Below are 26,072 nucleotides of genomic sequence, written 5' to 3'. Positions count from 1 at the left end.
GTCATCATTCTGAAAACACAAAAATACGTCTTTATTATAACAAAAAAGAAGGCAATCGGGGAGAGAATTTCTCCGATTGCCTTCCGTCATGCTTTTACTGGACGCTTGTAAAGATATCCTTAAACTTGTCGAGCCACGCCTTCTTGTTCTTCTCGACCGTTCCCTCATCATCGTTGATGATGTTGATCTGATCCTTCGGTATGAGCCCTACGGGCGGATCCACATCGTCACGCACGGAGCGGCGGTGCAGCTGCGATGCGATGATGCTCTGCGCCTCTTTGCTTGTGATGAAGTCGATGAACTTCTTTGCGTTCTCCATGTGCTTTGCATTTTTGATGATATAGATGCCGTCCGGCTTTGAGATAACGCCCTCCTCCATGTAAACGAGTTTCACGGGCGCACCGTCGGCAACATACTTCGCGCCGCCTTCTTCGAACGTACAGCCGACCGCATACTCGCCGTCTGCAACGCCTTTGTAGACGGCGGAGGAACCGGAGAGGAGCTTGCCGTCAAGATTGCGGCAGAACTTCTCGACATAATCCCAGCCCTTATCCGGATCGCCCTTGCCCATCGCGTAGAGCATATTGACAAGATGCTCGTAGGACGAGGAAGACTTCGAGGGATCGCTCATTGCGATCTTGCCCTTGAGCGCCGGATTAAGAAGATCCTCATAGCCGTTGACCTTGATATCGCCGATGAGGTTTGTGTTGACCATAATCACGCTCGGGATATCGGTGAACCGCGTCATCGAGCCTTCGACGTTCTTAAATGCTGGCTGGATATGATCCTCGTTTGCGGACGTGTAGTTCTCGAACAAATCTGCCTTCGGCTTCATTGTGTTGAGTGAACCGCCCCAGAAAATATCGCCGAGCGGATTGGCCTTCTCAGATTCGACGCGCTTGAGGAGCTCGCCGGTACCGGCGGCGATGACCTCGACATGGATGCCGCTCTGTTTCTCAAACTCCTGAACGAGAGGATTGATGAACGCAAGCGGATGCGGGCAGTAGACGACCAACGTCTTGTCGTCGGACGCAGCCTTCTCCTCTTTCTGTCCCCCTCCGCCGCAACCTGCGAGCACGCCGCCGAGGAAGACGCCTGCCGCCAGTGCAGCGAGCAGTTTCTTAAACTTCATTGAAATACCTCCTTTATATTTTTCGGAACAAAATCGTTCCAAAAGAACCGCAAGTTTATCAAAGGCACCTTATAATGTGACATCCTTGCTGCCGGAGACACGGAAGAAAACAACCATCGCCGCGACCGTCGTCAGCGTGAGGATCGTAGATAATGCGGCAGCCGTACCGTAACTGGCGCGAATGACTTCGGTATAAATCGCTACGGACATTGTTTTCGTTGCGCCTGTAAACAGGATAACGGAGGAACTCAACTCGTTGATCGCCGTGATCCATGAGAGAATCGCTCCGCTCATGACCCCGGGGAGCATCATGACCGCCGTCACTTTGAAGAACGTCTTAAGCGGCGACGCACCGAGACTGATTGATGCCTCTTCGATACTCGGACTGATCTGATAGAGGATCGCCGAACTCGAGCGCAGCGTATACGGCAGACGCCGGATAACCAGCGAAATGATGATGATAAACGCCGTGCCCGAAAGCAGAATCGGCTCATCGTTGAACGCGAGCAGCAGCGTAATACCGAGAACAGAACCGGGGATGATATACGGGAACATAGTCAGCACGTCGATGAACTCGGTCAGCGCGCTTCGTCGGCGTGTCGTGAGGTAAGCCACCGTTGCGCCAAGGAATACGATCAAAAGGATTGCCGACGTACTGTAAAGATAGGTGTTTGTAATCGCTGTGCCGAGTGTCTCGAAAATCGTCCGATAACTATCCAGCGAGTAGCCTTCGACAAAGACCGCTCCTCTCGTATTAAGAAACGATGTATAGACAACGACAAGCTGTGGTATCATAGAAAGTGCAACCAAGAAATAGATCACAGCGTGCATGACGATATTGCCGACACCTGTCATTCTCTCAGACTGCATCGGCCGCAGCGAGCTCATCGTAAAGGATTTACGATTGACGACAAACTTTTGCAGCAGGAATATCGTCGACGTAATGACGACCATGATCGCCGCCATCGCTGCGGCAAAGTTTGCCTGGTCTCCCACCTCGTTGATAAACTCAGAGTAGATCATGACCGGCATGACGTTGAATCCCTCGCCGATCAGCATCGGCGTACCAAAGTCTGCCATTGCGTTCATGAACACCATGAGCGCCCCTGCGAGAATCGTCGGCGTGATGAGCGGCACAATGACCGTAAATACTTTGCGGATACCGCTGCATCCGAGACTTTCCGCAGCCTCGATAAGCGCGGAATCGATATTTTTCATTGCTCCCGCCGCATAGAGATAGATAAACGGATAGAGCTTCAGCGTCAACACGAGCAGGATTCCTGCAAAGCCGTAGATCGACGGAAACTCATAACCGAACGTATCATACAGCCATTGCGTCAGCATGCCGCTGCGCCCGCCGATCAGAATCCACGAGTACGCACCGATGAACGGCGGCGAGAGGAGCGAGATGATGATGCAGATCTCCACGACGTTTTTTCCTCGAATTTTGTATTTCGTCATGAAGTAAGCCAGCGTCGTTCCGATAAGGATCGCGAGTACCGTCACGCAAAGCGTTACGGAAAAACTATTGATCATCGACTGATAATAATATTTTCGCTGGAAAAAATGCACGAAATGCTCGAGTGAAAAAGCGCCGGTCTCCGCGTTCTGAAAGGCGGATGTGAACAGCGAAAACAGCGGATAGATGAGAAAGAGTGAAAATACCGCAATCGATAGGATCGTAACGCCGGTCCAAAAGTCCAACCTTATTTTCCGTTTATTCATAGCGAACCACATCCTTCAAGAGGTTGCGGCTGCCGTCCGCAGTAAACACGTTGACCTTCGCCGCATTCGGACGCAGGCGAATTGTTTCGCCTACCTCGAGAATCCGCTCCGCATGCCCCACGTCCTGCGAGAATTCAATCGACGGCTGTCCCATACAAATCATATCCTCAGGGAATTCCAGCCAATAGTTTACATACTTTCCTAGGAATACCTTTCCTGTGATGCGGCACTCCATGCCGTCCTCCTGCAGAGAGAACTCTTCCGGACGAACTGAGAGAACAACCTCCTGCCCGTCCGCCGCACCTTCAATACCGTCTACTTGGAAATTATACCCATCCGAAAGGATGATATTTTTCCCTCCGTCAACACGCGCGCGAAACAGATTCGAATGTCCGATGAACGTCGAGACAAAGGCGTTATAGGGGCGTGCATAGAGCGTCTCGGGCTTTGCCGTCTGCTGGATTACGCCTTTCTCCATAACGGCGATGCGATCCGAAATTGAAAGCGCTTCCTCCTGATCATGCGTCACATAAATCGTTGTGATGCCGACTTTCTGCTGCACCTCCCGAATCGCGGCACGCATCTCCACACGCAGCTTCGCATCAAGGTTCGAAAGCGGCTCATCCATGAGGAGTACGCTCGGGTGAATGACAATCGCGCGCGCTAACGCCACGCGCTGCTGCTGTCCGCCGGACAGGCGCTCCGGGAGTCGATCTTGATACTCCGTAATCTTCACCGCGTCAAGGATATCATCTACGAGACGCTTCATCTCATCTTTCGGAGTTTTTCGGAGTTTTAAACCATACTCGACATTCTCGCGTACCGTCAGATGCGGGAAAATCGCGTAGCTTTGGAAAACCATACCGATATTTCGCTTATGTGCCGGCAAATCGTTAATCGTCTCGCCGTTGAACCGGATCGCGCCGCCCTCAATCGAGTTGAATCCCGCGATCATCCGCAGGAGCGTCGTCTTCCCGCAGCCCGAAGGACCAAGGAGTGTAAAAAACTCGCCGTTTTTAATCTCCTGCGAGAGCCCTGGAATAATCGTCAGCTCCCCATAGCGCTTCACTACATCTTTAATCTGTATCGCCACACTCACTTGCTATCCCGCCTTTTATCGAATTCCCCGCATATCGCCAAGAATCTTCCATGAATCACGACGAATATTGTCATAAAAGAATCCACCATCTTTTATGAAGTTTCCGACTTCTTATATTTTACAGAATTAAATATAGCAGAACAATCCTTAATCCTGTAAAAGTATCTGGATTTCTGAACTATATATTGCTTAGGTAGTAACTTTAGATAGTCAGTTAAACAATCGCTCTTCTATTTTCTCATTCGTTTCTGTTAGCACATCAAAGGAATTACTTCTAGTCTCCATTAATACTATAAATACACAAATATGACAAGTGTGATTAAAAAAACTCATACCGAGATAAAATACTTAAAAACTATCATAGATATATTCACCTTGAAAACAAAGTTATTCTTGTATTCCGAAATGGAAACACGCTCCAAGAAACGTTTTAGCATATAGTTTTGAAGAACGTGCTACACAGATATATTTTCTCTTGAACCATTTCTTAATCTCATTTTTTAGTCTACGCAACATTTTTAAGTAATATCTCTAGGCGGGTTCTAATCTTCTGCACTCCCCTTAACATTCTTGCATACTCTATCAGCAGTGAGATGAACTTTTCTAATTGCAGGTATAGATGGAGAAATAATATCTATAATATGATTCTGACAATATATGCCATAGTGCTTCCAGCCTTTTTTCCAGTATGCTTTTGCTATTACTCTTTCTACAACAATATCCATATAATCAAGAAATCTTGACTTTTCAAACAGGATGAAATACTTACCTTGTCTGATTTCATAGTCATCCCAACGAGTCAAAGACTCATTTCTTGTCTGGTGAATGAGATATTCATCAAATAGTATTTCGTAGACGACTTTCTCACTCGGATATAACGGTACACTATCTTTTAGTAGTGCGCCAAGTTTAGGAATACCCATATCATCAATATTTGTCCCTTTCTCACCTTCCGCAGCTAAGGCTACAACAAATTTAATTTCGTTTTCCTCTCCTTCTTCAGTAGATATGAGGAAAGGTGCAGAACGTCCTACTTCTTCATTTTTGCTGCCGAATTCTATCATCGTTAATATTCCTCGTTTCTACCCAAATTTGAATTTACATTGAATCATCATGCTTATTTTATAGCCAACTTTATTTTAATGTATAGACACGAAACAAATCTTAGTAGCATAATGAAATCAGACAGTAAAAAGAGGTATCTTAATGTCAGCTTCGCCACACTATGATGCTGATTTTAAAAAGTCTCTTGTAGCCCTTTACAACAATGGTAAATAAGCTGATCAACCTCTTCGCGCAGAGGCTCCCGCAGCACCTCATCCTCTACCTGCGCAATCAAATCGTTAATCGCCGCCATCTCGTCACTCCTCTGCACATTCGGTATCAGATTCCTCGGTGATTGTACCGGATTTTATATGATATGCGATATCGCGATCCTTACAGAACCGAATAACTTCTTTGGCACATGTATTATAAAAACTGCGGTGTTCCCGATATGCGGAAACCGCCTTACTATAGTTTGTCCTTCCGAAGATCACCCGATCCGTAAAGCTAACCGCCTCAAGAATATTCGTTATGTCTTGCCGGATGATATTCGGTGTCGGATACGGTTCAATACTCACCCACGTCCTGCATCCGGCATCGTGCAGCGCTCTGAGCGCATCTAGGCGTTCCTGATAGGGCGCCGCTCCCGGCTCCATCTGACACCGATAGTTCTCATCCAACGAAACAAGTGTGATGCCATATTCGTTCTCCATGGAAAATTCAGTCAACGAAAAGGGGAGGATTCCCTTCGTCAGTACCGTACATTTTATTCTGGCATCATTCAGTTTTTTGATCGATGCCATTGCCATATCTTCGATTTCTTGATATCCATACATAAATGGATCTGTCGTAAAGCATAGTTGAACGAATAGGATTTTATCCTTTAGTCTCGGAATCTCTTTATCCAACAAAGCAAGCGTATTAGAGACAATCCTCGGTTTGCACCAATCCTCATAGTCTTTTATCTGCCCAAAACGTTTTTTTTGTAAAAAGGCATAACACGGGTATTTACATCCATGAGAACAACCTTGTACAAAATTCATGGTATAGTCGCCATACTCAACACCGGTCTTATAAAGCATGGATGTCCTTTGTATATAGCCATCCACTTTATTCATTACATAAGTTTCCTTTCCTAAAAGATACTACCGTTTCTTTCTTGCCGGTCAGCGGATTCACTTTTTTACAAAATTGCGCTCCGTACACACTTTTCAGGTATTTCTTTATCTCTTCCCGATATCCGTCCGAAGGGAAAACAGGATGATAATCCAAGGATTTCCACAACTTGCTAAGCAGCACATCCGACTTACCTTCATAATTTTTCTGTAGATACTTGGCAATGTCCGATACATAAAAGCAGTTTTTAGTATCATATCCAACATCGTCAAAAAGTACTGTCTGATCAGGATTTTCGTGCGTATTTTGAGTAGAGGATTTTCCCCCGAATATTTTCCACGCAGTCTCCTTATATAATTTGAATCCTACAATATTATTAGTACAATGAACCAAGCTATACATCTGTGTATTCTTCGAATTGTAAAACGGAAATGCCCCTACGAAATATTTACCTTTACCATTTAGTTTCCGTATAATTTCCTCAACAATGTGTTCATATGCTGCCTTATCCGTTCCACAAGAAAGTAAATTTCCAATGGCGGTAAGATAGGTGCTCTCATACTTCTCCTTTGCCGATTCTTGTTTTACTTGTGGAACACCTCGTATTGTATCTGAAACCATGTGATTAATCAAAACTTCCCCCCATCCCCTAAAAAAAGGAACCAGAGGATCCCAGTTAATATTTGCATCATAAGGATCATAAAATAAGAAGAAATGCAGATCCTGACAATCGCATAATTGATCCCCCACTTCATACAAAAAATCGTCCCTATCCACAGCACTCGTTATAATGTGAAAATTCTCCTCCTCCTGAGGAAGATGCTTTCTAAGTTCGTTAATTTTCCTTTGTGATTTATCATTCAGGTAAAGATATAGTTGCTTATCTAGATGATCGTGGGCAACCTCCGAAAGAATTTTTGCCACACGTAAAGGAGTTCCTTTAACTTCTTTTCTATCATCGTCACGGTAAATTCCACTATTGCACATACAGTCAATAAATGCCAATCTATTGCAATCACGAAAATTTATCAATTTTTGTGCCCATGATTTTATATATGCTTCTACTAGCTCAAATTTCTTTATTGTATGAGGACTTACTGTGCTTATTACTGCATTATTATTTCTGCGTTCCACGTTCACGCCTCACTCCACATTGAAGTTCATTTTTTTTACAGCTATAATCCCTTTACTTTGCCATGAGATTTTATAATAGTGTTACTAGTTTTTTCATGGCACCAAGGTCTAGTGCCCGATTCAGGTAGTTCTGCTGGAATATCGGACAATGAGTACGTCCGAAAGCATTTTCATGGATTCTTGCCATTCGCTCTCTTCGTATATTTTCATACACTTTGCCCATTTTGTCAATTTTCAATAGCCCCCCACCTGCGGGCATTTTCTTTTACACGCGAGGCACATGCTGTCCAACCTATCCTAGATCTCTCCCTGAACTTTCCTGCCATCCACGCTATAGTCACAACACGCAAATATCTATCCTATAGTCTCGCCTTGAGTTGTTACTATGAATGCCAAAATGCACAAAAAGGATTCCAATGTACGCCACAAAATACATTCTTTTATCAGAATCCCTTGATGTCAATAAACGCCTATCCACTCACCAATTTGCCCTTGTTATCAATGCTACCGTCTCCACATGCGAAGTCTGCGGAAATAAATCGACGGGTTGTATCTCCTGCGCGGCATAGCCGAGGTCTTTCATGATGGCAAGGTCGCGCGCGAGGGTCGCGGGATTGCATGAGACGTAGACGATACGGCGGGGTTTCATGTCGGCGAAGGTTTTGAGGACGGTCGGCGTGCAGCCCGCACGCGGCGGGTCGACGACAACGACGTCGGGGCGGACGCCTTGTTTATAGAGAGAAGGCATAACCTTGGTTGCATCGCCGACGATGAATTCGGCATTTTTGATGCCGTTGTCACGCGCATTTTTCTGCGCGTCGAGGATGGCGGGACGGACGATTTCGATGCCGTAGACTTTCCGCGCCTTTTGTGCGAGAAAGAGCGTAATCGTCCCCGTGCCGCAGTAGGCGTCGATAGCGGTCTCCGTCCCGTGGAGGTCGGCGTATTGCAGAGCCTGCTCATAGAGGACCTCCGCCTGTGCGGTATTGACTTGGAAGAAGGAGCGCGGTGAGATGTGAAAGCTGAGTTTTCCGAGGGTATCTCGGATGGTCGGTTTCCCCCATAGCAGCACGGTATCTCGCCCCATAATGACGTTGTTGCGGTAGGTTTGGATATTCTGCTGGATGCTCACAAGGCGCGGCAGACGGGCACGCAGCATCCGGATGAATTCTTTTCTGCGCGGCAGCTCCTTTACAGTGGTCACGATGACCGCCATGAGTTCGTCGTCTTTGCCTACGCGCCCCACGATATGCCGCAAAACGCCGCGATGCGTGTCCTCGTTGTAAATGGGAATACGCAGCTGCGCAACGATGTCGCGCACGGCATTTGCGAGTTCATTATTGCCTTCCCGCTGGATATGGCAGTCGTCGGTGTCGATAATCCGATGGCTCCCCTGCGCAAAACATCCGACAACAATACGCCCCTGATGAATGCCGACGGGGAACTGCATTTTGTTGCGGTAGTTCCACGGAGACACGGCGCCCAAGGTTTCCCTGACAGGCACATGCGGCAGTTTTCCGATATGCGTCATGGCGTCGACGACCTGCCGGCGTTTTGCCGCGAGCTGTGCCTCATAGGAAAGGTGCTGGAGCTGACAGCCGCCGCAGTCGATATATATCTCGCAGCGCGGCTGTACGCGGTCGGCGCTCTGTGTATGAATCTTCGTCATACGCCCGCGCGCATAGGTCTTTTTTACTTCTTCGATGCGCGCAGAAACACATTCGCCCGCCAGCGCATTCGGCACAAATACGGTGAAATTCTCATACCTGCCGACACCCTCGCCGGAAGTTCCAAGGCGTTCTATATGAATTTCGTAATTTTTCCCCTGTTGTACCGGTAGGTCCGTCTTCATGCTTCCTCACTGTGCGTCATTTGTATGTTGTTCTGCAAATACTAGTTGTTGAAAAAGTTGCCTCGGATGTGACAAAAGAATCTGCGCGCCGTGCGCCGTCAGCTCCTCCCGCGGGCGAAAGCCCCATAGGACACCGACCGCAAGCGCGCCCGCGTTATGGGCGGTATCCATATCGACGGCGGTGTCGCCGAAATATGCGGCGCAGGCGGGCGATACGCCCATCCGACGGGCGATGTGCAGCACCTTTTGCGGGTCGGGCTTACGCGGGAGGCCCTCCTTATCACCGATGACTTCCTGAAACATTGCCCGTGGAAACAGTTTCTCCACGATTGCATCCGCCGCGCTCTGATGCTTGTTGGTGCAAATCGCCAATGGAATGTTCCGGCGCCGGAGTTCCTCCAGCATCTCCGGAATGCCGTCATAGGGTTTTGTTTTGTCCAGTAAGCGCTCTGCATAGCAGGCTTGGTACCGCGCCAGCGCCTCGTTCACAAACGCCGCATCGGCCGACCGTTCGGACGGCAATATGCGCCCAATCAGCTTCCGAGAGCCGTTGCCGACAAAATAACGATACGCATCCATATCGTGCATCGGGAACCCATAGGATGCAAGCATAGCGTTGGCGCTGTCGGCCAAATCTGCAAGCGAATCGACCAGTGTCCCGTCTAAATCAAATACGGCTGCTTGGTATTCCATGAGCGCCACAATCCCTTCACATGCTCAATCAGCCCTTCCCATACGGAAAGGGCTGATTTTTTAGATATATAGAATTACCCGTCCAATTTTTTCGCGAGCAGTTCGTTCACCATCTGCGGATTCGCCTTGCCCTTGGACTGTTTCATCACCTGTCCCACGAGCGCGCCGATTGCCTTCTTATTGCCGCCCTTATAGTCGTCGACCGCCTTTGCGTTGGCGGCAATGACATTTTCGACGATGTCCTCAATCTCCTTCGTATCGGTGATTTGGACGAGACCTTTGTCCTTTACAATCTGCGCCGGCGCATCGGGCGACGTCCACATCTCCTTGAACACGGTCTTGCCAATCTTCGATGAGATTGTACCCTTCGAGATGAGCAGAATCATCTCGCCGAGGCGCTTGGCGTCGACGGGAGACTGTTCAATCGTCAGTCCCTCGGCATTGAGGTTCTTTGACAAATCCCCCATCAGCCAGTTTGCCGCGAGTTTCGCATCCGCCCCCGTCGCCGTAATGGCATCGTAATACTCTGCCATCGCGCGCGAACTCGTAATGATGCCCGCATCGTAAGCGGAGAGCCCCGCCTCGTCCATCAGACGCGCACGGCGGGCGTCGGGGAGTTCCGGCAGCGCCGCGCGAATCGCCTCAATCTCCTCCGCCGAGGTAACTATCGGCGGCAAGTCCGGCTCCGGCATGTAGCGGTAGTCGTGCGCCTCTTCCTTGCTGCGCATGGAGACCGTGATGCCGCGCTCAGGGTCCCATGTGCGCGTTTCCTGAACGATGTGCCCGCCGTCCTCAAGCACCTCTGTCTGGCGCTCCACCTCGTAGTTGATAGCCTCTTCGAGCGACTTAAATGAGTTGATGTTCTTCATCTCCGTGCGCGTACCGAGCGCATCGGAGCCGGCCGGACGCAGCGATACGTTGATGTCCGCGCGGAGATTGCCCTCCTCCATGCGGCAGTTGGAGACGTCGATGTACTCCATAATCGCCTTGATTTTCTCCATATAGGCGCGCGCTTCCTCGGCCGAGGACATATCGGGCTCCGAGACAATCTCTAGGAGCGGCACGCCCGTACGGTTGTAGTCCACATTCGACGTTGCGGAATCCTTAATCGTCGTGCCGGAGTGGACGAGTTTCCCCGCGTCCTCCTCCATATGGATACGCGTCAGGCGAATCCGTTTCTTCCCCGCCTCCGTATCGATGTCGACCCAGCCGTGCTCCGCGATGGGCAAATCGTATTGGGACGTCTGGAAATTCTTCGGCAAATCGGGATAGTAATAGTTCTTGCGGTCAAATTTGCTGTACCGGTTGATGGTGCAGTTCGTCGCAAGCCCCGCCTTGATTGCGAACTCTACAACGCGGCGGTTGACGACGGGCAGGACGCCCGGCAGACCGAGACAAACGGGGCAGACATGCGTGTTCTGCGCGGCGCCGAACGTAGTCGCACAGCCGCAGAAAATCTTGGTATGCGTCTTGAGCTCGCAGTGAATCTCAAGGCCGATGACGGTTTCGTATCTCATGCGTTCCCTCCAATCGGCGCCATTTTCGTATGGTAGTCGTGCCCCTGTTCATAGGCGAATGCCGCGCGCAGGATGGTCTTCTCCGCAAGGGGCTTGCCGATAATCTGAAGGCCGATGGGCAGCCCCGCGGCAGTGAATCCGCACGGCAGAGAAATCCCCGGCAGTCCTGCAAGATTTACAGGTACGGTGGATATATCCTGTAAATACATCTGCAGCGGGTTCTCCATTTCTCCAAGCCGATATGCCGTCGTCGGCGCCGTCGGCGTCATGATGACATCCACCTGCTCAAACGCACGCGTAAAGTCCTGCTGAATGAGTGTCCGCACCTTGAGCGCCTTGAGATAATAGGCGTCATAGTATCCCGCCGAGAGCGCGTAGTTGCCGATGAGGATGCGGCGCTTGACCTCCGCGCCGAACTTCTCCGTACGCGTGCGCGTCATCATATCGACGAGGTCTTCCCCATCAACACGCGCACCGTAGCTTACGCCGTCGTAGCGCTCAAGATTCGTCGCCGCCTCCGCGGGCGCAATGAGATAGTAGGCCGCAACCGCGTAGTCCGTATGCGGCAGAGATATCTCGCGCACCTCGGCCCCCATTGCCTCAAAATCTGCAATCGCTTTGCGGACAGCCGCCTCTACCTCGGCATCCATACCGGAGATAAAGTATTCCTTCGGGAGCCCTATTCTCAGCCCTTTGACTTCGCCTATCAGTGCCTTTGTATAGTCAGGGACAGGTTCTTTGCTTGCCGTTGCATCCATTACGTCATGCCCCGCGATGATATTCAGCAGATGCGCGGCATCCGTGACGTCACGCGTGAGAGGGCCGATTTGGTCAAGGGAGGAGGCGTATGCGATGAGTCCATAGCGCGAGACGCGCCCGTAGGTTGGTTTCAGACCGACGATGCCGCAGAAGGACGCGGGCTGGCGAATCGAACCGCCCGTATCGGAACCGAGCGCCCATATCGCCGTTCCTGCCGCAACAGCCGCCGCACTGCCGCCCGACGAACCGCCGGGGACGCACGCCGTGTCCCACGGATTATGCGTCGGTCGGTAGGCGGAGTTCTCCGTCGAACCGCCCATCGCAAACTCGTCCATATTCGCCTTGCCGAGAACAACCGCATCGGCATCGCGCAGCTTTGTCACAACCGTCGCATCGTAGGGCGGGACGAAGGTCTCAAGGATTTTCGACGCAGCCGTCGTCCGCATGCCCTGCATACAGATATTGTCCTTGACCACGCCGGGAATCCCCGCGAGAAAAGGAATCTCTTCCTTCGCTGCAATCTTTGCATCGACGGCATCCGCCTGTGCGAGCGCCGTCTCGCGCGTCTCTAGGAGATATGCGCCGACCTGCGGCTCTGCGGCGTCCATCCGTGCGAGAACGTCTTCGGTGAGCTCGCGCGCGCCAATCTCGCCGCGCGTCAGCATATCGTGAAGGACATGCGCCGGTTTATCGTATAGACTCAAGACTGTCCCTCCTTATCCTTCCAGTACCTTCGGTACCTTGAAGTAGCCGTCCTCCTGCAGCGGCGCATTCGACAGCGCCGCCTCGTTCGGGAGCGACGGGCACACCTCGTCGGCGCGGAACACGTTCTCAATCGGCAGCGCGTACGTCGTCGGCTGCACGCCCTCCGTATCGACACCGGAAAGATTATCCACATAGGAGAGGAAGTCGCCGAGACGTGCGAGCGCATCCTCTTTTTCATCCGCGGGGATGGCGAGGCGCGAGAGCCGCGCCGTCCGTTCCAAATCGTTTTCCGTCACATTCATACCTTCACCGTCTTTCATTGGAGTATCCTAGTTATTATAGCAAATCGCCGCGCCCCTATCAAATCGAAATCCGTATTGGCATGATGTTTTCGCAGAAATGTACCATAGCGGAGAAAATATCACAATGAAAAACTCCCCGCGCATGCAAAGCAATACATACGCAGAGAGATTCAAAGAGAATTACTCAAATCATTTGAGGCCGGATGAACTCCTCCTCCAGCGTGAGCAGCATCTCGCGCAGGAGTTTCAGCGCGGTTGCGGTGGATACCCCGCTCGCATCGAGCGGCGGGGAGAGTTCGACCATATCGCAGGCGACGAGGCGGCAGCCGTGAATGACGGAGAGCGCCGCCTTCATGAGTTCAGCAAAGGTCACGCCGCCCGCTTCAGGCGTCCCCGTCCCTGGGAATACCGACGGGTCGAGCACATCGAGGTCGATGGTAAGATAGACCGGACGCCCCTTGACGGCTGCAATGGCATCAGAGAGTCCGCTAAAATTAAAGGCATGCAGATTCGTATGTCCCGCGCGCGCCCACTGCCACTCGGCGCGCTCACCGCTGCGGATGCCGAACTGATGGATGCGGCCGTCGCCGAGCCTGTCCCATACGCGCCTGATGACAGTTGCGTGCGAGAGGCGATTGCCGAGATACTCCTCGCGCAAATCGGTATGCGCGTCAAAATGAATAACGGCAAGGTCCGGATATTTCTCCGCGGCCGCCTCAATCGCAGGCAGGCTCACGAGGTGCTCGCCGCCGATGAGAAATGGCAGTTTGCCGTCCGTCAGCACCTCGGCGGCGAAATCCCGAATCATTCCGAGCGCGCGCGGCGTATCCCCGAAGGGCAGCTCCAAATCGCCGCCGTCAAACACACGCGCATCCTCAAGGTCTAAATCTTGATAGGGACTATAGGTCTCGAGCCCATAGGATTCGGCACGCATCGTGCGCGCGGCAAACCGCGTGCCGGGGCGGTAAGAGGTCGTCGAATCAAACGGCGCGCCGAAGAGTACGATATGGCTGTCCTCATAGGCATCGTCGCAGCCGAGGAAGGTCTCCACATTACGGTTCCACATCTTCTAGTATCTCCTCCACATAGTTCGGCAGAGCAAACGCCGCCGCATGCAGCTGCGTATTGTAGTAGCGCGTCGGAATATCGAGTGCTTTCCATCGTTCCCATGCCGCATCCTCGACCGGATGATATTTCTTCGAGGCAAAACCGAACAGCCAATGCCCCGACGGATAGGTCGGGATATGTGCCTGATAGACGCGGCTGATGGAAAAAGACTGAACGATACGCTGGTGCATGCGCTGCATCGCATAGGCATCCTGCTCGTAAAACGGGCTCTCATGCTGATTCACCATAATGCCATCGTCCTTCAGCGCCTTAAAACAGTTCCCGTAGAACTCCTTTGTGAACAGCCCCTCGCCCGGACCGAAGGGGTCCGTCGAATCGACGATAATCAGGTCATAGGCGCTCACGGGTTTGCGCACGAACCGCAGACCGTCCTCGTAGTGAATCGTAACGCGCGCATCGCCGAGACCGCTTGCAACGGACGGCAGGTACTTCCGGCAGACTTCGACCACCTTCTCGTCAATCTCCACGAGGTCGATATGCCGAACGGACGGATAGCGGAGCAGCTCGCGCACCGTCCCCCCGTCGCCGCCGCCGATTACGAGGATGTTCTGCGCATCGGGATGCACGCACATCGGCACATGCGTCATCATCTCATGGTAGATGAACTCGTCCTTCTCCGTGAGCATCATGTAGCCGTCGAGGGTCAAAAACCGCCCAAACTCGCGCGAATCAAAAATATCGATGCGCTGAAACTCACTGTGTCCGCTGTAAAGCTGACGTTCCACGCGGATGGAAAAATGCACATCCGGCGTATGCTGCTCCGTATACCAAAATTCCATCGTTCACCTCTCCGTCATAACGTTGAGCCGGCATATGCTCATATCCTCCGGTCCCGTAATTTGGCACCCTTTTTTCTTCGCGTAGCGGATATACGTTAGGATTTCCTCCGTAATCTTCTCTCCCGGTGCGAGGATGGGGATACCGGGCGGATAGCACATGACGAACTCCGTGCAGATGCGCCCCGCCGTCTCCGCAATGGGCAGGGATTCTTTCTCCGCGTAGAACGCATCCTGCGGCCCGCATACGACAACGGGCTCCATATACTCCATGCGCAGTGTCTTTGCGGGGTCTTTGCGGTAGTTGCGGCGAATCTCCGCGAGCGCGGCGACCAGCCGCTCGATATCCTTCGGCCGGTCGCCGACGGACACATAGGCGAGCAGATTGGCGATATCGCCGAACTCCGTCTGAATGTCATAGTCGTCGCGCAGGATATCGTAGACCTCGATGCCCGCGAGCCCCGTCGGACGCGTGAAAATGGAGAGTTTCGTCGTATCGAAATCAAATACCGCGCCGCCGTCCATCAGCTCGCGCCCATAGGCGTAGTAATCGCCGATGGCATTGATTTCGTCCCGCGCATAGTCGACGAGGTCGATGATTTTATCGATGACCGCGCGCCCGCGCAGCGCGAGATTCCTGCGGCTGATGTCAAGGCTCGCGAGCAGCAGGTAGGACGCGCTCGTCGTCTGCGTAATATTGATAATCTGATGCACATAGCCGAGCGGCATCGTATCGGCACAGAGCAATATGGAGCTCTGCGTCAGGGACCCGCCGGATTTATGCATGCTGATTGCCGCCATATCTGCGCCCGCATCCATAGCGGCCACAGGCAGACGGTCGCTGAAATAGAGATGCGTCCCGTGCGCCTCGTCCACGAGCACCTTCATCCCGCGCGCGTGCGCAAGTTCCGTAATCGCGCGGAGGTTCGAGCAAATGCCATAGTACGTTGGATTGTTGACAAAGACCGCCTTGGCGTCAGGGTGCCGCGCAATCGCCGCCGCGACGTCCTCCGCGCGCATCCCAAGCGCGATTCCGAGCGTGTCGTCGATGCCCGGATTGACGTAGATGGGAACCGCGCCGCAGAGAATCAGCGCATTGATTGCGCTGCGGTGCACATTGCGCGGCATGATAATCTTATCCCCGCGCCCGACCGCAGAGAGCACCATCGCCTGCACAGAGCCCGTCGTCCCGCTCACCATGAAGAATGCGTGCGCGGCGCGGAACGCCTCGGCCGCGAGCGTCTCCGCATCCCGAATCACGGAGACAGGATGGCAGAGGTTATCAAGCATCTTCATCGAGTTGACGTCGACGTCGAGGCAGGGAGCGCCGAGGAATGCGGCGAGTTCCGGGTTCCCCCTGCCACGCTTATGTCCCGGCACATCGAAGGGCACCAGGCGCGCACGTTTCATACGCTCGAGCGCTTCCCGAATGGGCGCACGCTCCTGCGAAAGATACGGCATTACTTGCTCTCCGACAGAATATCTACGACAAGATCGTCGTACCCGTATGCCCCCGCCAGATCTTTGCTCTGCACCCAGCGTACCGCCTCAGCAACGTCTTTTTGTTCGGGAAGTCCGGCAGTCCGATAGGGTTTCAGCTGCAGCGCGTCTCGTGCGGGCGCAGGGAATCCGCTCTTCTCCATTACGAAATCGATATAGTCCTCTCGAGGCGTATTGTTCAGATACTGCACAGCTTTATTATAGGCACGGTACATTGCTTGTATAGACGTTTTTTTGTCTTGGAGCGCAGCGTCTGTAAATACCATGACGCCGGGGTTGATGGCGCGTTCTCCGGAGCCCGTGATGTAACGCCCGCCTGATGCTACGGCAACGCTTGCCATCGGTTCGGGAAGAAGAGCCGCGTCGAGATTTCCGCTTTGAAGCATTTCGAGACGTACGGGAATCTGGGGGATCACGACCTTCGAGATATCCTGCTCGCTCATCCGGTTCGCGGCGAGAATCTCATCCGTCACATATTCGATGATGGTATTGCGCGAAATCGCAACCTCCCTGCCGCGCAGCTCCGCGACCGATGTGACGCCCGTACTGCCGCCGGCGATGAGGTTGTAGCTGCCGTCCGTATAGGATGCCGCATGAACGGCAAATCCGCCGGAACGCGCAAAGATGACGGCGAGCAGATCGGAAACCGCGCCGTCGAGATTCCCGCTCTGGAGCGCGGCATCGCGTTCCATTGCACTCTTAAAGGGCATGAGTTCTACCTCAATGCCCTCTGCTGCAAAATATCCCTGCTGCGCCGCAATGATGAACGGTATCGAATCCGTATCGGGCATGAGACCGATGGTGAGCTTTGGCAGCACCTCAGCCTTTTGCTCCGTCTTTGCGCCGCAGCCAAGGGTTAGGAACATCCCAAATACGGCGATTGCCGCAAGAATTTTTTTCATCTCATACAGTCCTTTACACTATTCGTCCGCCTGCGCCGCCGCCGCGGCGCCGTGTTCATGCGCCATATGTTCGCACAGGTAGCGCAGCGTCCACAGCGTATTGTACGGCGTCACCGATGATTTGTAAGAAATCCGAGGTACGCCCGCATCAGCAAGGGCGGCGAGGACTTTCGCGAGCCGCTTTCCCTTGATATTCTCGAGCAGCATAACTTCATGGGGGAAATCAAAATGTACGCCGTCTGTCGGCACTGCGGGCCGATAGCCTTTAAGTCCGAGCAGATATCCGATCTTCTCTCGCCATGCGTCTGCGGGCAGCAGCTCTACGCGAATCCCCAAAGTACGCAGGGCCTCCTCCGCAGCCGGCAGATGCTTCGATGGGAATTGATAGAGAAGGACGCGCTCCGCTTTCTTCGCCATGACGCCGTTCCGTTACTTCACCGACAGACCGCGCATCAGGAGATAGGTGACAAGTTCGTCGATAGAAACCTCCTCCTCGCGCATCTTTTGTTCGAGTGATGTTCGTAAAGTCTTTGGCAGACGCACGGTGAGAACGCCGTTCATTGCGGATGCCCGAGCGGAAGGTTCGGCCAGCGCGGCGGTTGTTTTCACAGAGGCCGCCTTGGTCTGCGTTTTCTTTTTCGTCTGAGCGGCGGTCTTTGCCGCTTCCTTGACGGGCTTTGCTTCTGCGGCCGGTTTTTCCGTCTTCTTCCCCGCGCTTACTTTCGCCGATTGTTTTTTCTGCTCCGTCTTTGCGGTAACTTTATCTGCAGCGGGCTTCTGCCCGTTCTTTCCCGTTTTATCCTCCGGTTTTTTCTTTGCCAATTTGTCCACCTCCGTATTTTGATCCTCTGCTTTTTTCTCCGCGGACCGCCCCTTTGGCCTGCGCTCGGGCGGATAGACGAAGAACTCGTTGTACGCGTTGCGCAAATCCTCGCTTGCCTGTTTGGTTCCCACTCCGATGATATAGGACGGATCCTGCGCGTTCAACGATTCCGCAATGCGTACGAAATCGGAATCCGTTGTGATGATAAAATATTTGCGTACCCCCTCTTGATAGAGAATCTGCGCGGAATCATAGAGTGCCGAGTCCAGAGAATTTTTCCCATAAAATGTCCGGCTGATCTGCCGAAAGGTAAAATCCGGGTACTGCATGAGGCGATCCCATCGTTTCTGCTCCGGATGCGCCTCCCAATCGGAAACGACGATCATCCGACAGGGCTGATAGCGCTGTGCCTTGTCGATGGTATACCGGAGCATTTCAATGGGGGCGTTCTCAATATCGTAAAGGATCGCCACTGTGTCATTGCTCGAATCAAGCGTCATATGTCTCCCTCACTCTATTCTGTCACCAAACGGCCGCTTCGCACGCTGCGCGAGGAACGCCTCCTCCGCTTCGAGCACTTCGGCCTGACGGAGACTGCTCTCGGCCGTACGGATCGTCGCCGCGTTCTTATCCGTCATCCATGCGGCATAGCCTTCGGCATACGCGATATGCAGATCGCAGATCTTCAGCCGGAGCTGCTGGAGGCTCTGCATACTGCGGGGAACGGATACGGAAGAGAGTTCCTCCTTGCGCTGCCGCCAATCCGCCAGGATATCCTGCTCCATAATCCTGCGTGCCATATCCCGCGTCGATTGATTTCCAAGCGTTCCTATCGACAACGAACTATAGAGCCGCAGCTGCGCGGAACGCACGCTTTGATCATGCCGTTCAATGATCGCGTTCGTCTCCGCAAGGTAGTCCTCCACACGAGCGCGGCGCGCCTGTCCCAAAAAGACGGCGTATTCGCGCACATTACCGATGCGTATCACCTGCCAGTCCCCCTCGTCAGAGGGAGCGAGTTCAATTTTAAAGGTAAAGTCCGCATCCGCCTCGCCCTGGTGCGCGAGTACGTCCGCAGTCGCCGTCCGAGCCTTTTCGTCCGCCGACAGCGCCGTGATCTCACGGAAACTCAGATCCCGAAGGCCGATGCGCGAGAGGATATTCTCCGCATCCGCGCCGTCATCCGTCTGATCGACGGCCGGAAATTCCCCCGACACGAGGCGTGTTTCGACGGCATCCCGCACCATCTTGGTAAAGGCGGGTTTGAGCATCTTAGCGAAATCATCCAAGCCCGCGGGCGTTTCGCGTGTCCGCCCGAAATCCACGGCAATCGTCCCCGCCATGAAATCGTCGTAGGCTTGATCAAGCACATCGTCCAATCGGACATAGCGCAGGAAGAGTTTCTCGTCGTTCCGGTCCAGGGCCTTTTCAACGGCGCTGAGCGCATACGTCGGCGTTTTTGTATGGACACGAAAATACCAAAAGAGACCTGCAAACAGGACTGCAACGCCGAGCAATATGAAGCAAGCGATCTTTATCTTTGCGCCTCGGCTCATCATGCCGACCTCCTCTCCCCTTAAAACGCGTTATCGGGCGACCGTGTCAATGACGCCGCCGCCGAGTACGATATCTCCGTCATAAAATACGATGGACTGTCCCGGCGTCACCGCCCGCTGCGGTTCGGCAAAGGAAATGCGCAGTCCGCCGTTCGCATCCGGTATGAGCCTCGCGGCGGCCTCCCGTTTCCCATACCGGATCTTTGCACGTACCGTACGCGGCTCCCTCAGTGTGTCCCACATCGTCCAACTAAGATCAGATGCCACGAGTTCTTTCGCGTAGACGTCCTCCGCCCCCCCCACGACGACCCGGTTGCGTTCGGCATCAAGCGCCGTGACGTAGAGCGGCTGCGGCGCCGCGATGCCGAGCCCCCGCCGCTGACCGATTGTGTAGAAGGAAATGCCCTCGTGATGCCCCAAAAGATTCCCCGATCGATCGACGATATCGCCTGGCATCGAGTGCCCCGGCCGCTTTTCTTTCATATAGGCCTTATAGTCGTCACGCGGCACGAAGCAGATCTCCTGGCTCTCCGGCTTATGTGCGACGGGCAGGCGATACTCCTCCGCCATGCGGCGCGTCGACGCCTTGTCAAAATCGCCGAGCGGCAGCAGCACACGGGCGAGCGTCTCTTGATTGAGATGATAGAGCACATAGGACTGATCCTTCTCCGAATCCTTCCCCTTGCGCAGACGCCAGCGCCCGCTGGCGTCGTCGATACGCGCATAATGCCCCGTCGCAACATAGGCGGCGCCAAGCTCCGCAGACTTATGCAGCAGCCCTTCAAATTTAATATATCGGTTACAGGCAATACAGGGGTTCGGCGTGCGCCCGCGCAGATATTCGTCCAAAAAATAGTCGATGACGGATGTCCGGAACGGTGCCGTAAAGTCCATGACATAATGCGGGATACCGAGCACGTCCGCGACGCGGCGCGCATCGTCCACGCTGCTGAGAGAGCAGCAGCTCCGGTCGTTTTCGGGATCGATATCGCGGTTTTCATCGGAAAGGCGCATCGTCACGCCGACGACGTCGTAGCCCTGCTCCAGCAGCAGCGCCGCCGCCAGAGAACTATCGACGCCGCCGCTCATGGCGACGACCACACGCTCTTTTTCCCTTGTCCGCTCCACTGACACGATGTCCTCCTAATTTTTCGTTTAGTATATCATTCGCCATAGGAAAATACAAGATGTAGTATTTGTTCCAAAGCCTCTACACAAATGAGATTTTTTTTGCTAAACTAAGGGTTAAGTTAACCGAGGGGAGGAATGTCATGCACACGATCGGCATCATCGCCGAATATAATCCATTCCACAACGGGCATCGGTATCAGATTGACGAGCTGCGCCGTATGTTCCCCGCGACGGACGGCATCGTCGCCCTCATGAGCGGCAGCTTTACGCAGCGCGGTGCGCCGTGCGTTCTCGACAAATGGACACGCGCGCGCCATGCCGTCGCGGGCGGCGCGGATCTCGTTCTTGAGCTCCCCTTTGTCTTTGCCTGCCGCAGCGCGCAGGACTTCGCACGCGGCGCCGTTTCCCTCCTGCGCGGTCTCGGTATCATCGACCGCCTTGCCTTCGGAACCGAAACATCGGATATCAATTTGCTCCTGAAAGCCGCGATATTGATCGATACGGAGCGGGTTCAAGATCGTCTGCACAAACACATTGGAGCAGGCGACTCGTATGCCGCGGCACTGTCGCGCGCTCTGGCATCGACGGATATTGCGGAGGATATACTGCGCGCACCGAACAACATCCTTGCCGTCGAATATTTGCGCGCACTGCGGCAAAGCGCGCCTGAGATCGTGCCCGTCGCGATCCCGCGCAAGGGAGTTCGGCATAACGATGCGATGCTCCATGCGCACATCACGAGCGCCTCGTCGATTCGTGCGGCGCTCTCCGGGGGGACGCCGCCGTGGAGCCTGCTGCGAGACGCCGTTATACCACCGGTATATACAGATCTAAAAGCAGCGTACGAAACGGGACTGCCTTCCGAAGATATGCTACTGCAGCTGCTCCGCTATACGCTCCTCACAGAGCGCAGTGCCGCGCTGCGGGAGATCTGCGGGATCACGGAAGGGGTCGAAAACCGCCTCTGCCGGGCGGCACAAGTCACACATAGCTATGATAATCTGCTCACGGTCGCAACGACGAAACGCTATCCGCGCAGTCGCATCGCACGTCTCGTCATCCATCTTTTGACGCGGTTCAAGGAGGCGCAAGCAAAACGCTTTGACGTTCGCGGCGCAGCCTACATTCGGCCGCTCGCATTCAATACGCGCGGTCAAGCCCTGCTGCGCCGCATCAAGAAATGTTCGCAGCTCCCCGTCGTCACACGCACGGCGGCGTTTTTAACCTCAGACGAGAGATCGACGATGGAGCAAGGCTCTCTGCTTCAGGAGATGCTCTCCTTCGACACATTGGCGACGGAGCTGCGGCTGCTGACCATGCCGAGAGAAAAACATCCGCGCACCGATTTCATCACATCTCCGTGTGCGCTTACATCGATACCGAAAGGACAAATATCATGAGCCATAATGTTAATCTGTCCGATCTCCTTGTGCTCGACTTCCTGCGGAGCGACCCGACGCTCTCGTTCCTTGATGCCCGTGCGGATGACGCGACGGCCAAGGCACAATGTGCGTCCCGATTGATTGCAAATGCGGAGCGGCTCGGGTTCAGCGGGAACCTGCTCCCCCGCTATCTGCTTTATATCCTCACGCGCAGGCCGAATCTCGTTTCAGAGATGATGGAAGGGACCGATCTGCCCCCGGGAAACAGTCTCAGAGATCTGTTTTATCATGACGTTAGCGTACTTTGGCCTTTGCTCACATTGCCGACAAGCGCATTCCTTGGTGAAACAGCCCTAGATAATTACGAGCCGACGCAGAGCGTGTATGGAAAAACCGAGGATTTTCTCTTCCCCGGCGTTGAGGCTGCGAACGCGCCCGCGGAATACGCCGAGATCCTCCTCGCTTTCTACGCCAAATACGGCTATGGAGATATTGCCGATTACACGGCTTTCCGTTGGGATGCCGCCGAAAATACCATCCGCGGCATCGAGCACTTTGAACGGCCGTCCATGAATGATCTTATCGGTTATGAACGGCAAAAAGAGCAGCTCATCCGCAACACGCGTGCATTCGTCGAGGGAAAACCGGCGAACCACGTGCTTCTCGTCGGCGCGCGCGGCACGGGAAAGTCCACGGCGGTCAAGGCGCTCGCCGGCATGTATGACGACATGGGACTGCGCCTGCTGCAGGTCACGAAGGATCAGCTGCAGCAACTCCCCGATATCATGACATACCTGCGCCGTTTTGCCGGAAAGAAATTCATCATCTTCCTCGACGATCTCTCCTTCGAGGATTCCGACGCGGAGTTCAAGATAGTCAAATCCGCTATCGAGGGCGGCGTCTCATCCTGCCCGCCGAATGTCCGTCTTTACGCGACTTCCAACCGGCGCCATCTCGTCCGTGAGACGTGGCATGACCGTGAACAAGACGAGCTCTATCGTGACGACACGATGCATGAGACCATCTCTCTCGTCGACCGCTTCGGTCTCATTATCCAGTACCATATGCCGGATCAGGACGAGTACCTCGCGATCATCGACTATCTGCTGAAGCAAAAAGGCATCGAACTCACAAAAGAAGAACTGCATATTGCCGGCCTTCGATGGGAACTGACACACAGCGGCCGCAGCGGGCGTACCGCGCAGCAGTTTGTCGCACATTACTTAGGAGAACGCTGATATTGTAAACGGTGATCAACAATAGACGGAAAGTGCCAGCGGGACCGTGCGCACATGCAGCGGAAGCGCCGGGCCCCATTCTCCGTCGAGATCGCTGCATAGTTCCTGTTCCGTCCGGATATCGAAGGATCTCGCACGAATGTGCAGAATACTCTCTTTTTCAGTAATGGGTTTGCCTGCAAACAGGTCTGCCGCAACAGACATGAACTGCGGCAGACCTATTTTTTTAACCGCAAGCAGATCAAGCATCCCGTCATCCACGGCGATATCCGTACCGATGCGCTTCATCCCGGCCACGACGGGGCTGTTTGCCACGACAAAGAGGAATATCTCTTCTTCATAGGTATCTCCGTCCGCCGTAATGCGCACGGGAAACGATTTCAGCCGAGGAATCTCGCCGATGCCCTTCAGATAATACGCCACTCTGCCGAGCGCATTTTTATAGATTGACTTCACCTCGTGCGCAATGCCGGTCAGCATGCCTGCGCTGACGACATTAACGAAATAGCGGCCGGTATCCTCGAGCAGTCCCAAATCCACGCGGCGCGCTTCCCCCGCCGCAATCCGCTCGATATATCCTTCCCAGTCTTCATGGATCCCAAGATACGTCGCGAAATCGTTCGATGTGCCGCTGCCAAGAATGCCGAGCGGTATGTCAACATCGGCTGCAAACATTGCATTGACGGCGGCATGCACCGTACCGTCGCCGCCTGCGGCGAGCACGCCGTCCGGACGCACCTCGGTCAGAAAGCGGTCGATGTTGTCCAAGGCGCCGCCGCGCGTCCGATAGGGGCAGAGCGCTATCCCATGATGCTGAAACGCCTCGATCAGCCAGTCTAATTTCCCCTTGAACAGTGCGTTCCCCGAAACGGGGTTGTAAATCAGTCCGAGTCTTTTCATGGCTTAAAAACCCCAATACGCTGCAAAAAACGAATCCCCATCGTACCGACCATCGGCAGACGCCGCAGATCATCTTCAATCAGCCCCCGCAGGAGAATCATCGCCGTGACGTAAACGATGCCTCCAAAAAGCACCGCACCAAACGTCGATAACGCGGCGATCCCCCACCAAGCGAGCGTCCATGTGTAAAATCCGTAAACGGATGCCGCCATCATCCCCGCCGCACATATCGTTTTGAGAAGCTGCAGCAGCTCGATGCGATAACCGATAAAGCGGTAAATAAAGTACAGATTGATGAGCGCTGCAACGCCCATATCGGCGGCCGTCGCCCACGCGGCCCCCATGATGCCGAGCCACGGGATCGCCGTCAGCTGCCAGTTGAGGAATACCTTGGCCGCCGCCGCCAGAATCATATTCACCATGGGAATCGTCGGATGACCGAGCCCCTGCAGGATTCCCGTCGAGACCTGATGCAGACCGAGCAGGATGATACTCACCGCAGAGATCATCACGGCGGGCCCTGCGCCGGGGGCGTTGTAAATCAAACTTGAAATCGGTGTCGCGAGCATAAAGACAATGACAAATGCCGGAAAGCAGACAAAGTTCGAAATGCGCACCGACGCCGCCGTCTGATCGTAGACACGCTTTTTATCTCCAAGCACACGCGACTCTGAGATCGCGGGCACAATGCTCATCGCCATCGACGCCGTGAGTATCGTCGCAAGATTGACGAGCGGCACTGCCATACCGTTCAGATACCCGAACAGCTCCGTCGCCTCGCTGACGCTGTACCCCGCCGCCTCGAGACGTTGCGGTACGATCATGAGATCAAGATTCGAAACGACAGGGAGCATAATGCTCGCCGCCGACACCGGCAGCGACAGCTTAAATATGCGCTTGATGATGGAGCGCCGCGATTCATATGCCGCGCCCGGCAGCGGCCCGAGGTCCGTGCCGTAGTCGCGCGCGATATCTCGCTCCAATTTGATATGGAAATAAACGAGGACGATCAGCCCCGTCACCGCACCTGCAAGCGCGCCAAGCGACGCACCGGCAGCCGCATAGTCCAGTCCCCACGGCATGAGAAGGCTCGCCAGCACGATCATCGTCACGACGCGGAAAATCTGCTCCACGATCTGCGAGACTGCCGTCGGCGTCATGCGCTGCCATCCCTGGAGATAGCCGCGCGAACTGGCAAGCAGGGTCACAAAAAAGACCGTCGGCGCAAGCACGACCACGGCCTTATAGGCACGGGCATCGCGGATGAACTGCCAGTCGATCAGCCAGTCCGCCGCTAAATATGTCAGAACAGAAAAAAATAGTCCCGTCAGCACCATGAGCATCATGGAGATACGAAAAACGCGTTTCGCACCGTAGATATCCCGCAGCGCCACGCGTTCCGCCGTAATGATGGAGATCGCAACGGGTACGCCCGCCTGCGAGACCGTCATGGCAAAAAAATAAATGGGAAAAGCCATCTGATACAGCCCGATACCCTCGCCGCCGAGAATACGGGACACAAAGATCCAATTGAGCGAGCCGATGACCTTGACGACAAAACCCGCGATCGTCAGGACAAAGGTTCCTTTGAGGAAGGATTCTCCCTTGCTGCTTTTCCCTTCAGCAACATCTATCTCACGAATGAGAAACACCGCCTC

23 protein-coding genes are annotated in these 26,072 nt (G+C 53.8%); 2 read left to right on the top strand and 21 right to left on the bottom strand.

Annotated elements, in window-relative coordinates:
* Window positions 1–94: 94 nt before the first annotated feature.
* From HMPREF9161_RS01255 to mnmA, 19 genes are all read right to left on the bottom strand, one after another.
* Window positions 95–1,132 (bottom strand): ABC transporter substrate-binding protein, encoded by a 1,038-nt coding sequence (locus HMPREF9161_RS01255; protein ID WP_009727858.1) that lies wholly within the window; start codon window positions 1,130–1,132, stop codon window positions 95–97.
* A gap of 69 nt (window positions 1,133–1,201) precedes the next feature.
* Window positions 1,202–2,857 carry an iron ABC transporter permease gene (locus HMPREF9161_RS01250; RefSeq protein ID WP_009727857.1) on the bottom strand — a complete coding sequence of 552 codons (1,656 nt, stop codon included), beginning with the start codon at window positions 2,855–2,857 and terminating at the stop codon, window positions 1,202–1,204.
* The gene (locus tag HMPREF9161_RS01245; RefSeq protein WP_009727856.1) at window positions 2,850–3,956 is read right to left on the bottom strand and encodes an ABC transporter ATP-binding protein; all 1,107 of its coding nucleotides are present in this window, start codon (window positions 3,954–3,956) and stop codon (window positions 2,850–2,852) included. The genes HMPREF9161_RS01250 and HMPREF9161_RS01245 overlap by 8 nt, the downstream gene beginning before the upstream one ends.
* Before the next feature lie 542 nt (window positions 3,957–4,498).
* The gene (locus HMPREF9161_RS09635; RefSeq protein WP_009727855.1) at window positions 4,499–5,020 is read right to left on the bottom strand and encodes a hypothetical protein; all 522 of its coding nucleotides are present in this window, start codon (window positions 5,018–5,020) and stop codon (window positions 4,499–4,501) included.
* 297 nt (window positions 5,021–5,317) lie between these two features.
* The gene (locus HMPREF9161_RS01235) at window positions 5,318–6,118 is read right to left on the bottom strand and encodes a radical SAM protein (RefSeq protein ID WP_009727853.1); all 801 of its coding nucleotides are present in this window, start codon (window positions 6,116–6,118) and stop codon (window positions 5,318–5,320) included.
* A complete protein-coding gene (gene tcmP / locus HMPREF9161_RS01230; protein ID WP_009727852.1) occupies window positions 6,111–7,250 on the bottom strand; it encodes a three-Cys-motif partner protein TcmP in 1,140 nt (379 codons plus the stop codon). The genes HMPREF9161_RS01235 and tcmP overlap by 8 nt, the downstream gene beginning before the upstream one ends.
* Before the next feature lie 478 nt (window positions 7,251–7,728).
* The gene (gene rlmD / locus HMPREF9161_RS01225; RefSeq protein WP_009727851.1) at window positions 7,729–9,102 is read right to left on the bottom strand and encodes a 23S rRNA (uracil(1939)-C(5))-methyltransferase RlmD; all 1,374 of its coding nucleotides are present in this window, start codon (window positions 9,100–9,102) and stop codon (window positions 7,729–7,731) included.
* A gap of 6 nt (window positions 9,103–9,108) precedes the next feature.
* Window positions 9,109–9,795, bottom strand: a complete 687-nt coding sequence (locus tag HMPREF9161_RS01220) for an HAD family hydrolase (RefSeq protein WP_009727850.1) — start codon at window positions 9,793–9,795, stop codon at window positions 9,109–9,111.
* Window positions 9,796–9,869: 74 nt separating this feature from the next.
* The gene (gene gatB, locus HMPREF9161_RS01215; RefSeq protein ID WP_009727849.1) at window positions 9,870–11,312 is read right to left on the bottom strand and encodes an Asp-tRNA(Asn)/Glu-tRNA(Gln) amidotransferase subunit GatB; all 1,443 of its coding nucleotides are present in this window, start codon (window positions 11,310–11,312) and stop codon (window positions 9,870–9,872) included.
* On the bottom strand, window positions 11,309–12,775 hold the full coding sequence (gatA, locus tag HMPREF9161_RS01210) for an Asp-tRNA(Asn)/Glu-tRNA(Gln) amidotransferase subunit GatA (RefSeq protein WP_009727848.1): 1,467 nt from the start codon (window positions 12,773–12,775) through the stop codon (window positions 11,309–11,311). The genes gatB and gatA overlap by 4 nt, the downstream gene beginning before the upstream one ends.
* Before the next feature lie 12 nt (window positions 12,776–12,787).
* Window positions 12,788–13,078: an Asp-tRNA(Asn)/Glu-tRNA(Gln) amidotransferase subunit GatC gene (gene gatC, locus HMPREF9161_RS01205; RefSeq protein ID WP_198002149.1), complete on the bottom strand. Its 291-nt coding sequence runs from the start codon at window positions 13,076–13,078 to the stop codon at window positions 12,788–12,790.
* A 184-nt stretch (window positions 13,079–13,262) separates the two neighbouring features.
* Window positions 13,263–14,144 (bottom strand): agmatinase, encoded by an 882-nt coding sequence (speB, locus tag HMPREF9161_RS01200; RefSeq protein WP_009727846.1) that lies wholly within the window; start codon window positions 14,142–14,144, stop codon window positions 13,263–13,265.
* Window positions 14,131–14,985, bottom strand: coding sequence for a polyamine aminopropyltransferase (speE, locus tag HMPREF9161_RS01195; protein ID WP_009727845.1), 855 nt, complete (start codon window positions 14,983–14,985; stop codon window positions 14,131–14,133). The genes speB and speE overlap by 14 nt, the downstream gene beginning before the upstream one ends.
* Before the next feature lie 3 nt (window positions 14,986–14,988).
* A complete protein-coding gene (locus HMPREF9161_RS01190; protein ID WP_009727844.1) occupies window positions 14,989–16,443 on the bottom strand; it encodes an aminotransferase class I/II-fold pyridoxal phosphate-dependent enzyme in 1,455 nt (484 codons plus the stop codon).
* Window positions 16,443–17,384 (bottom strand): ABC transporter substrate-binding protein, encoded by a 942-nt coding sequence (locus tag HMPREF9161_RS01185; protein WP_009727843.1) that lies wholly within the window; start codon window positions 17,382–17,384, stop codon window positions 16,443–16,445. Before HMPREF9161_RS01185 ends, HMPREF9161_RS01190 begins: the two co-directional genes overlap by 1 nt.
* An 18-nt stretch (window positions 17,385–17,402) precedes the next feature.
* Window positions 17,403–17,801, bottom strand: coding sequence for a DUF3783 domain-containing protein (locus HMPREF9161_RS01180; protein ID WP_009727842.1), 399 nt, complete (start codon window positions 17,799–17,801; stop codon window positions 17,403–17,405).
* A 12-nt stretch (window positions 17,802–17,813) separates the two neighbouring features.
* The gene (locus HMPREF9161_RS01175; protein ID WP_009727841.1) at window positions 17,814–18,707 is read right to left on the bottom strand and encodes an NYN domain-containing protein; all 894 of its coding nucleotides are present in this window, start codon (window positions 18,705–18,707) and stop codon (window positions 17,814–17,816) included.
* A gap of 9 nt (window positions 18,708–18,716) precedes the next feature.
* Window positions 18,717–19,766, bottom strand: coding sequence for a hypothetical protein (locus HMPREF9161_RS01170; protein WP_009727840.1), 1,050 nt, complete (start codon window positions 19,764–19,766; stop codon window positions 18,717–18,719).
* A 27-nt stretch (window positions 19,767–19,793) separates the two neighbouring features.
* Window positions 19,794–20,891: a tRNA 2-thiouridine(34) synthase MnmA gene (gene mnmA, locus HMPREF9161_RS01165; protein ID WP_037348517.1), complete on the bottom strand. Its 1,098-nt coding sequence runs from the start codon at window positions 20,889–20,891 to the stop codon at window positions 19,794–19,796.
* Between the two features lie 143 nt (window positions 20,892–21,034).
* Between mnmA and HMPREF9161_RS01160 the strand changes: the two genes are divergently transcribed.
* Both HMPREF9161_RS01160 and HMPREF9161_RS01155 read left to right on the top strand, forming a co-directional pair.
* On the top strand, window positions 21,035–22,294 hold the full coding sequence (locus HMPREF9161_RS01160) for a nucleotidyltransferase family protein (RefSeq protein WP_009727838.1): 1,260 nt from the start codon (window positions 21,035–21,037) through the stop codon (window positions 22,292–22,294).
* Window positions 22,291–23,514: an ATP-binding protein gene (locus HMPREF9161_RS01155; protein WP_009727837.1), complete on the top strand. Its 1,224-nt coding sequence runs from the start codon at window positions 22,291–22,293 to the stop codon at window positions 23,512–23,514. Before HMPREF9161_RS01160 ends, HMPREF9161_RS01155 begins: the two co-directional genes overlap by 4 nt.
* A 15-nt stretch (window positions 23,515–23,529) precedes the next feature.
* Here the strand turns inward: HMPREF9161_RS01155 and HMPREF9161_RS01150 are convergent, their stop codons facing one another.
* Window positions 23,530–24,414, bottom strand: a complete 885-nt coding sequence (locus tag HMPREF9161_RS01150; protein ID WP_009727836.1) for a diacylglycerol kinase family protein — start codon at window positions 24,412–24,414, stop codon at window positions 23,530–23,532.
* A complete protein-coding gene (locus tag HMPREF9161_RS01145) occupies window positions 24,411–26,066 on the bottom strand; it encodes a polysaccharide biosynthesis protein (RefSeq protein WP_009727835.1) in 1,656 nt (551 codons plus the stop codon). Before HMPREF9161_RS01145 ends, HMPREF9161_RS01150 begins: the two co-directional genes overlap by 4 nt.
* Window positions 26,067–26,072 lie beyond the last annotated feature (6 nt).

The organism is Selenomonas sp. F0473, from assembly GCF_000315545.1.
Taxonomy (GTDB): Bacteria; Bacillota; Negativicutes; order Selenomonadales; family Selenomonadaceae; genus Centipeda.
This window is presented reverse-complemented; position numbering and strand designations above follow the sequence as displayed.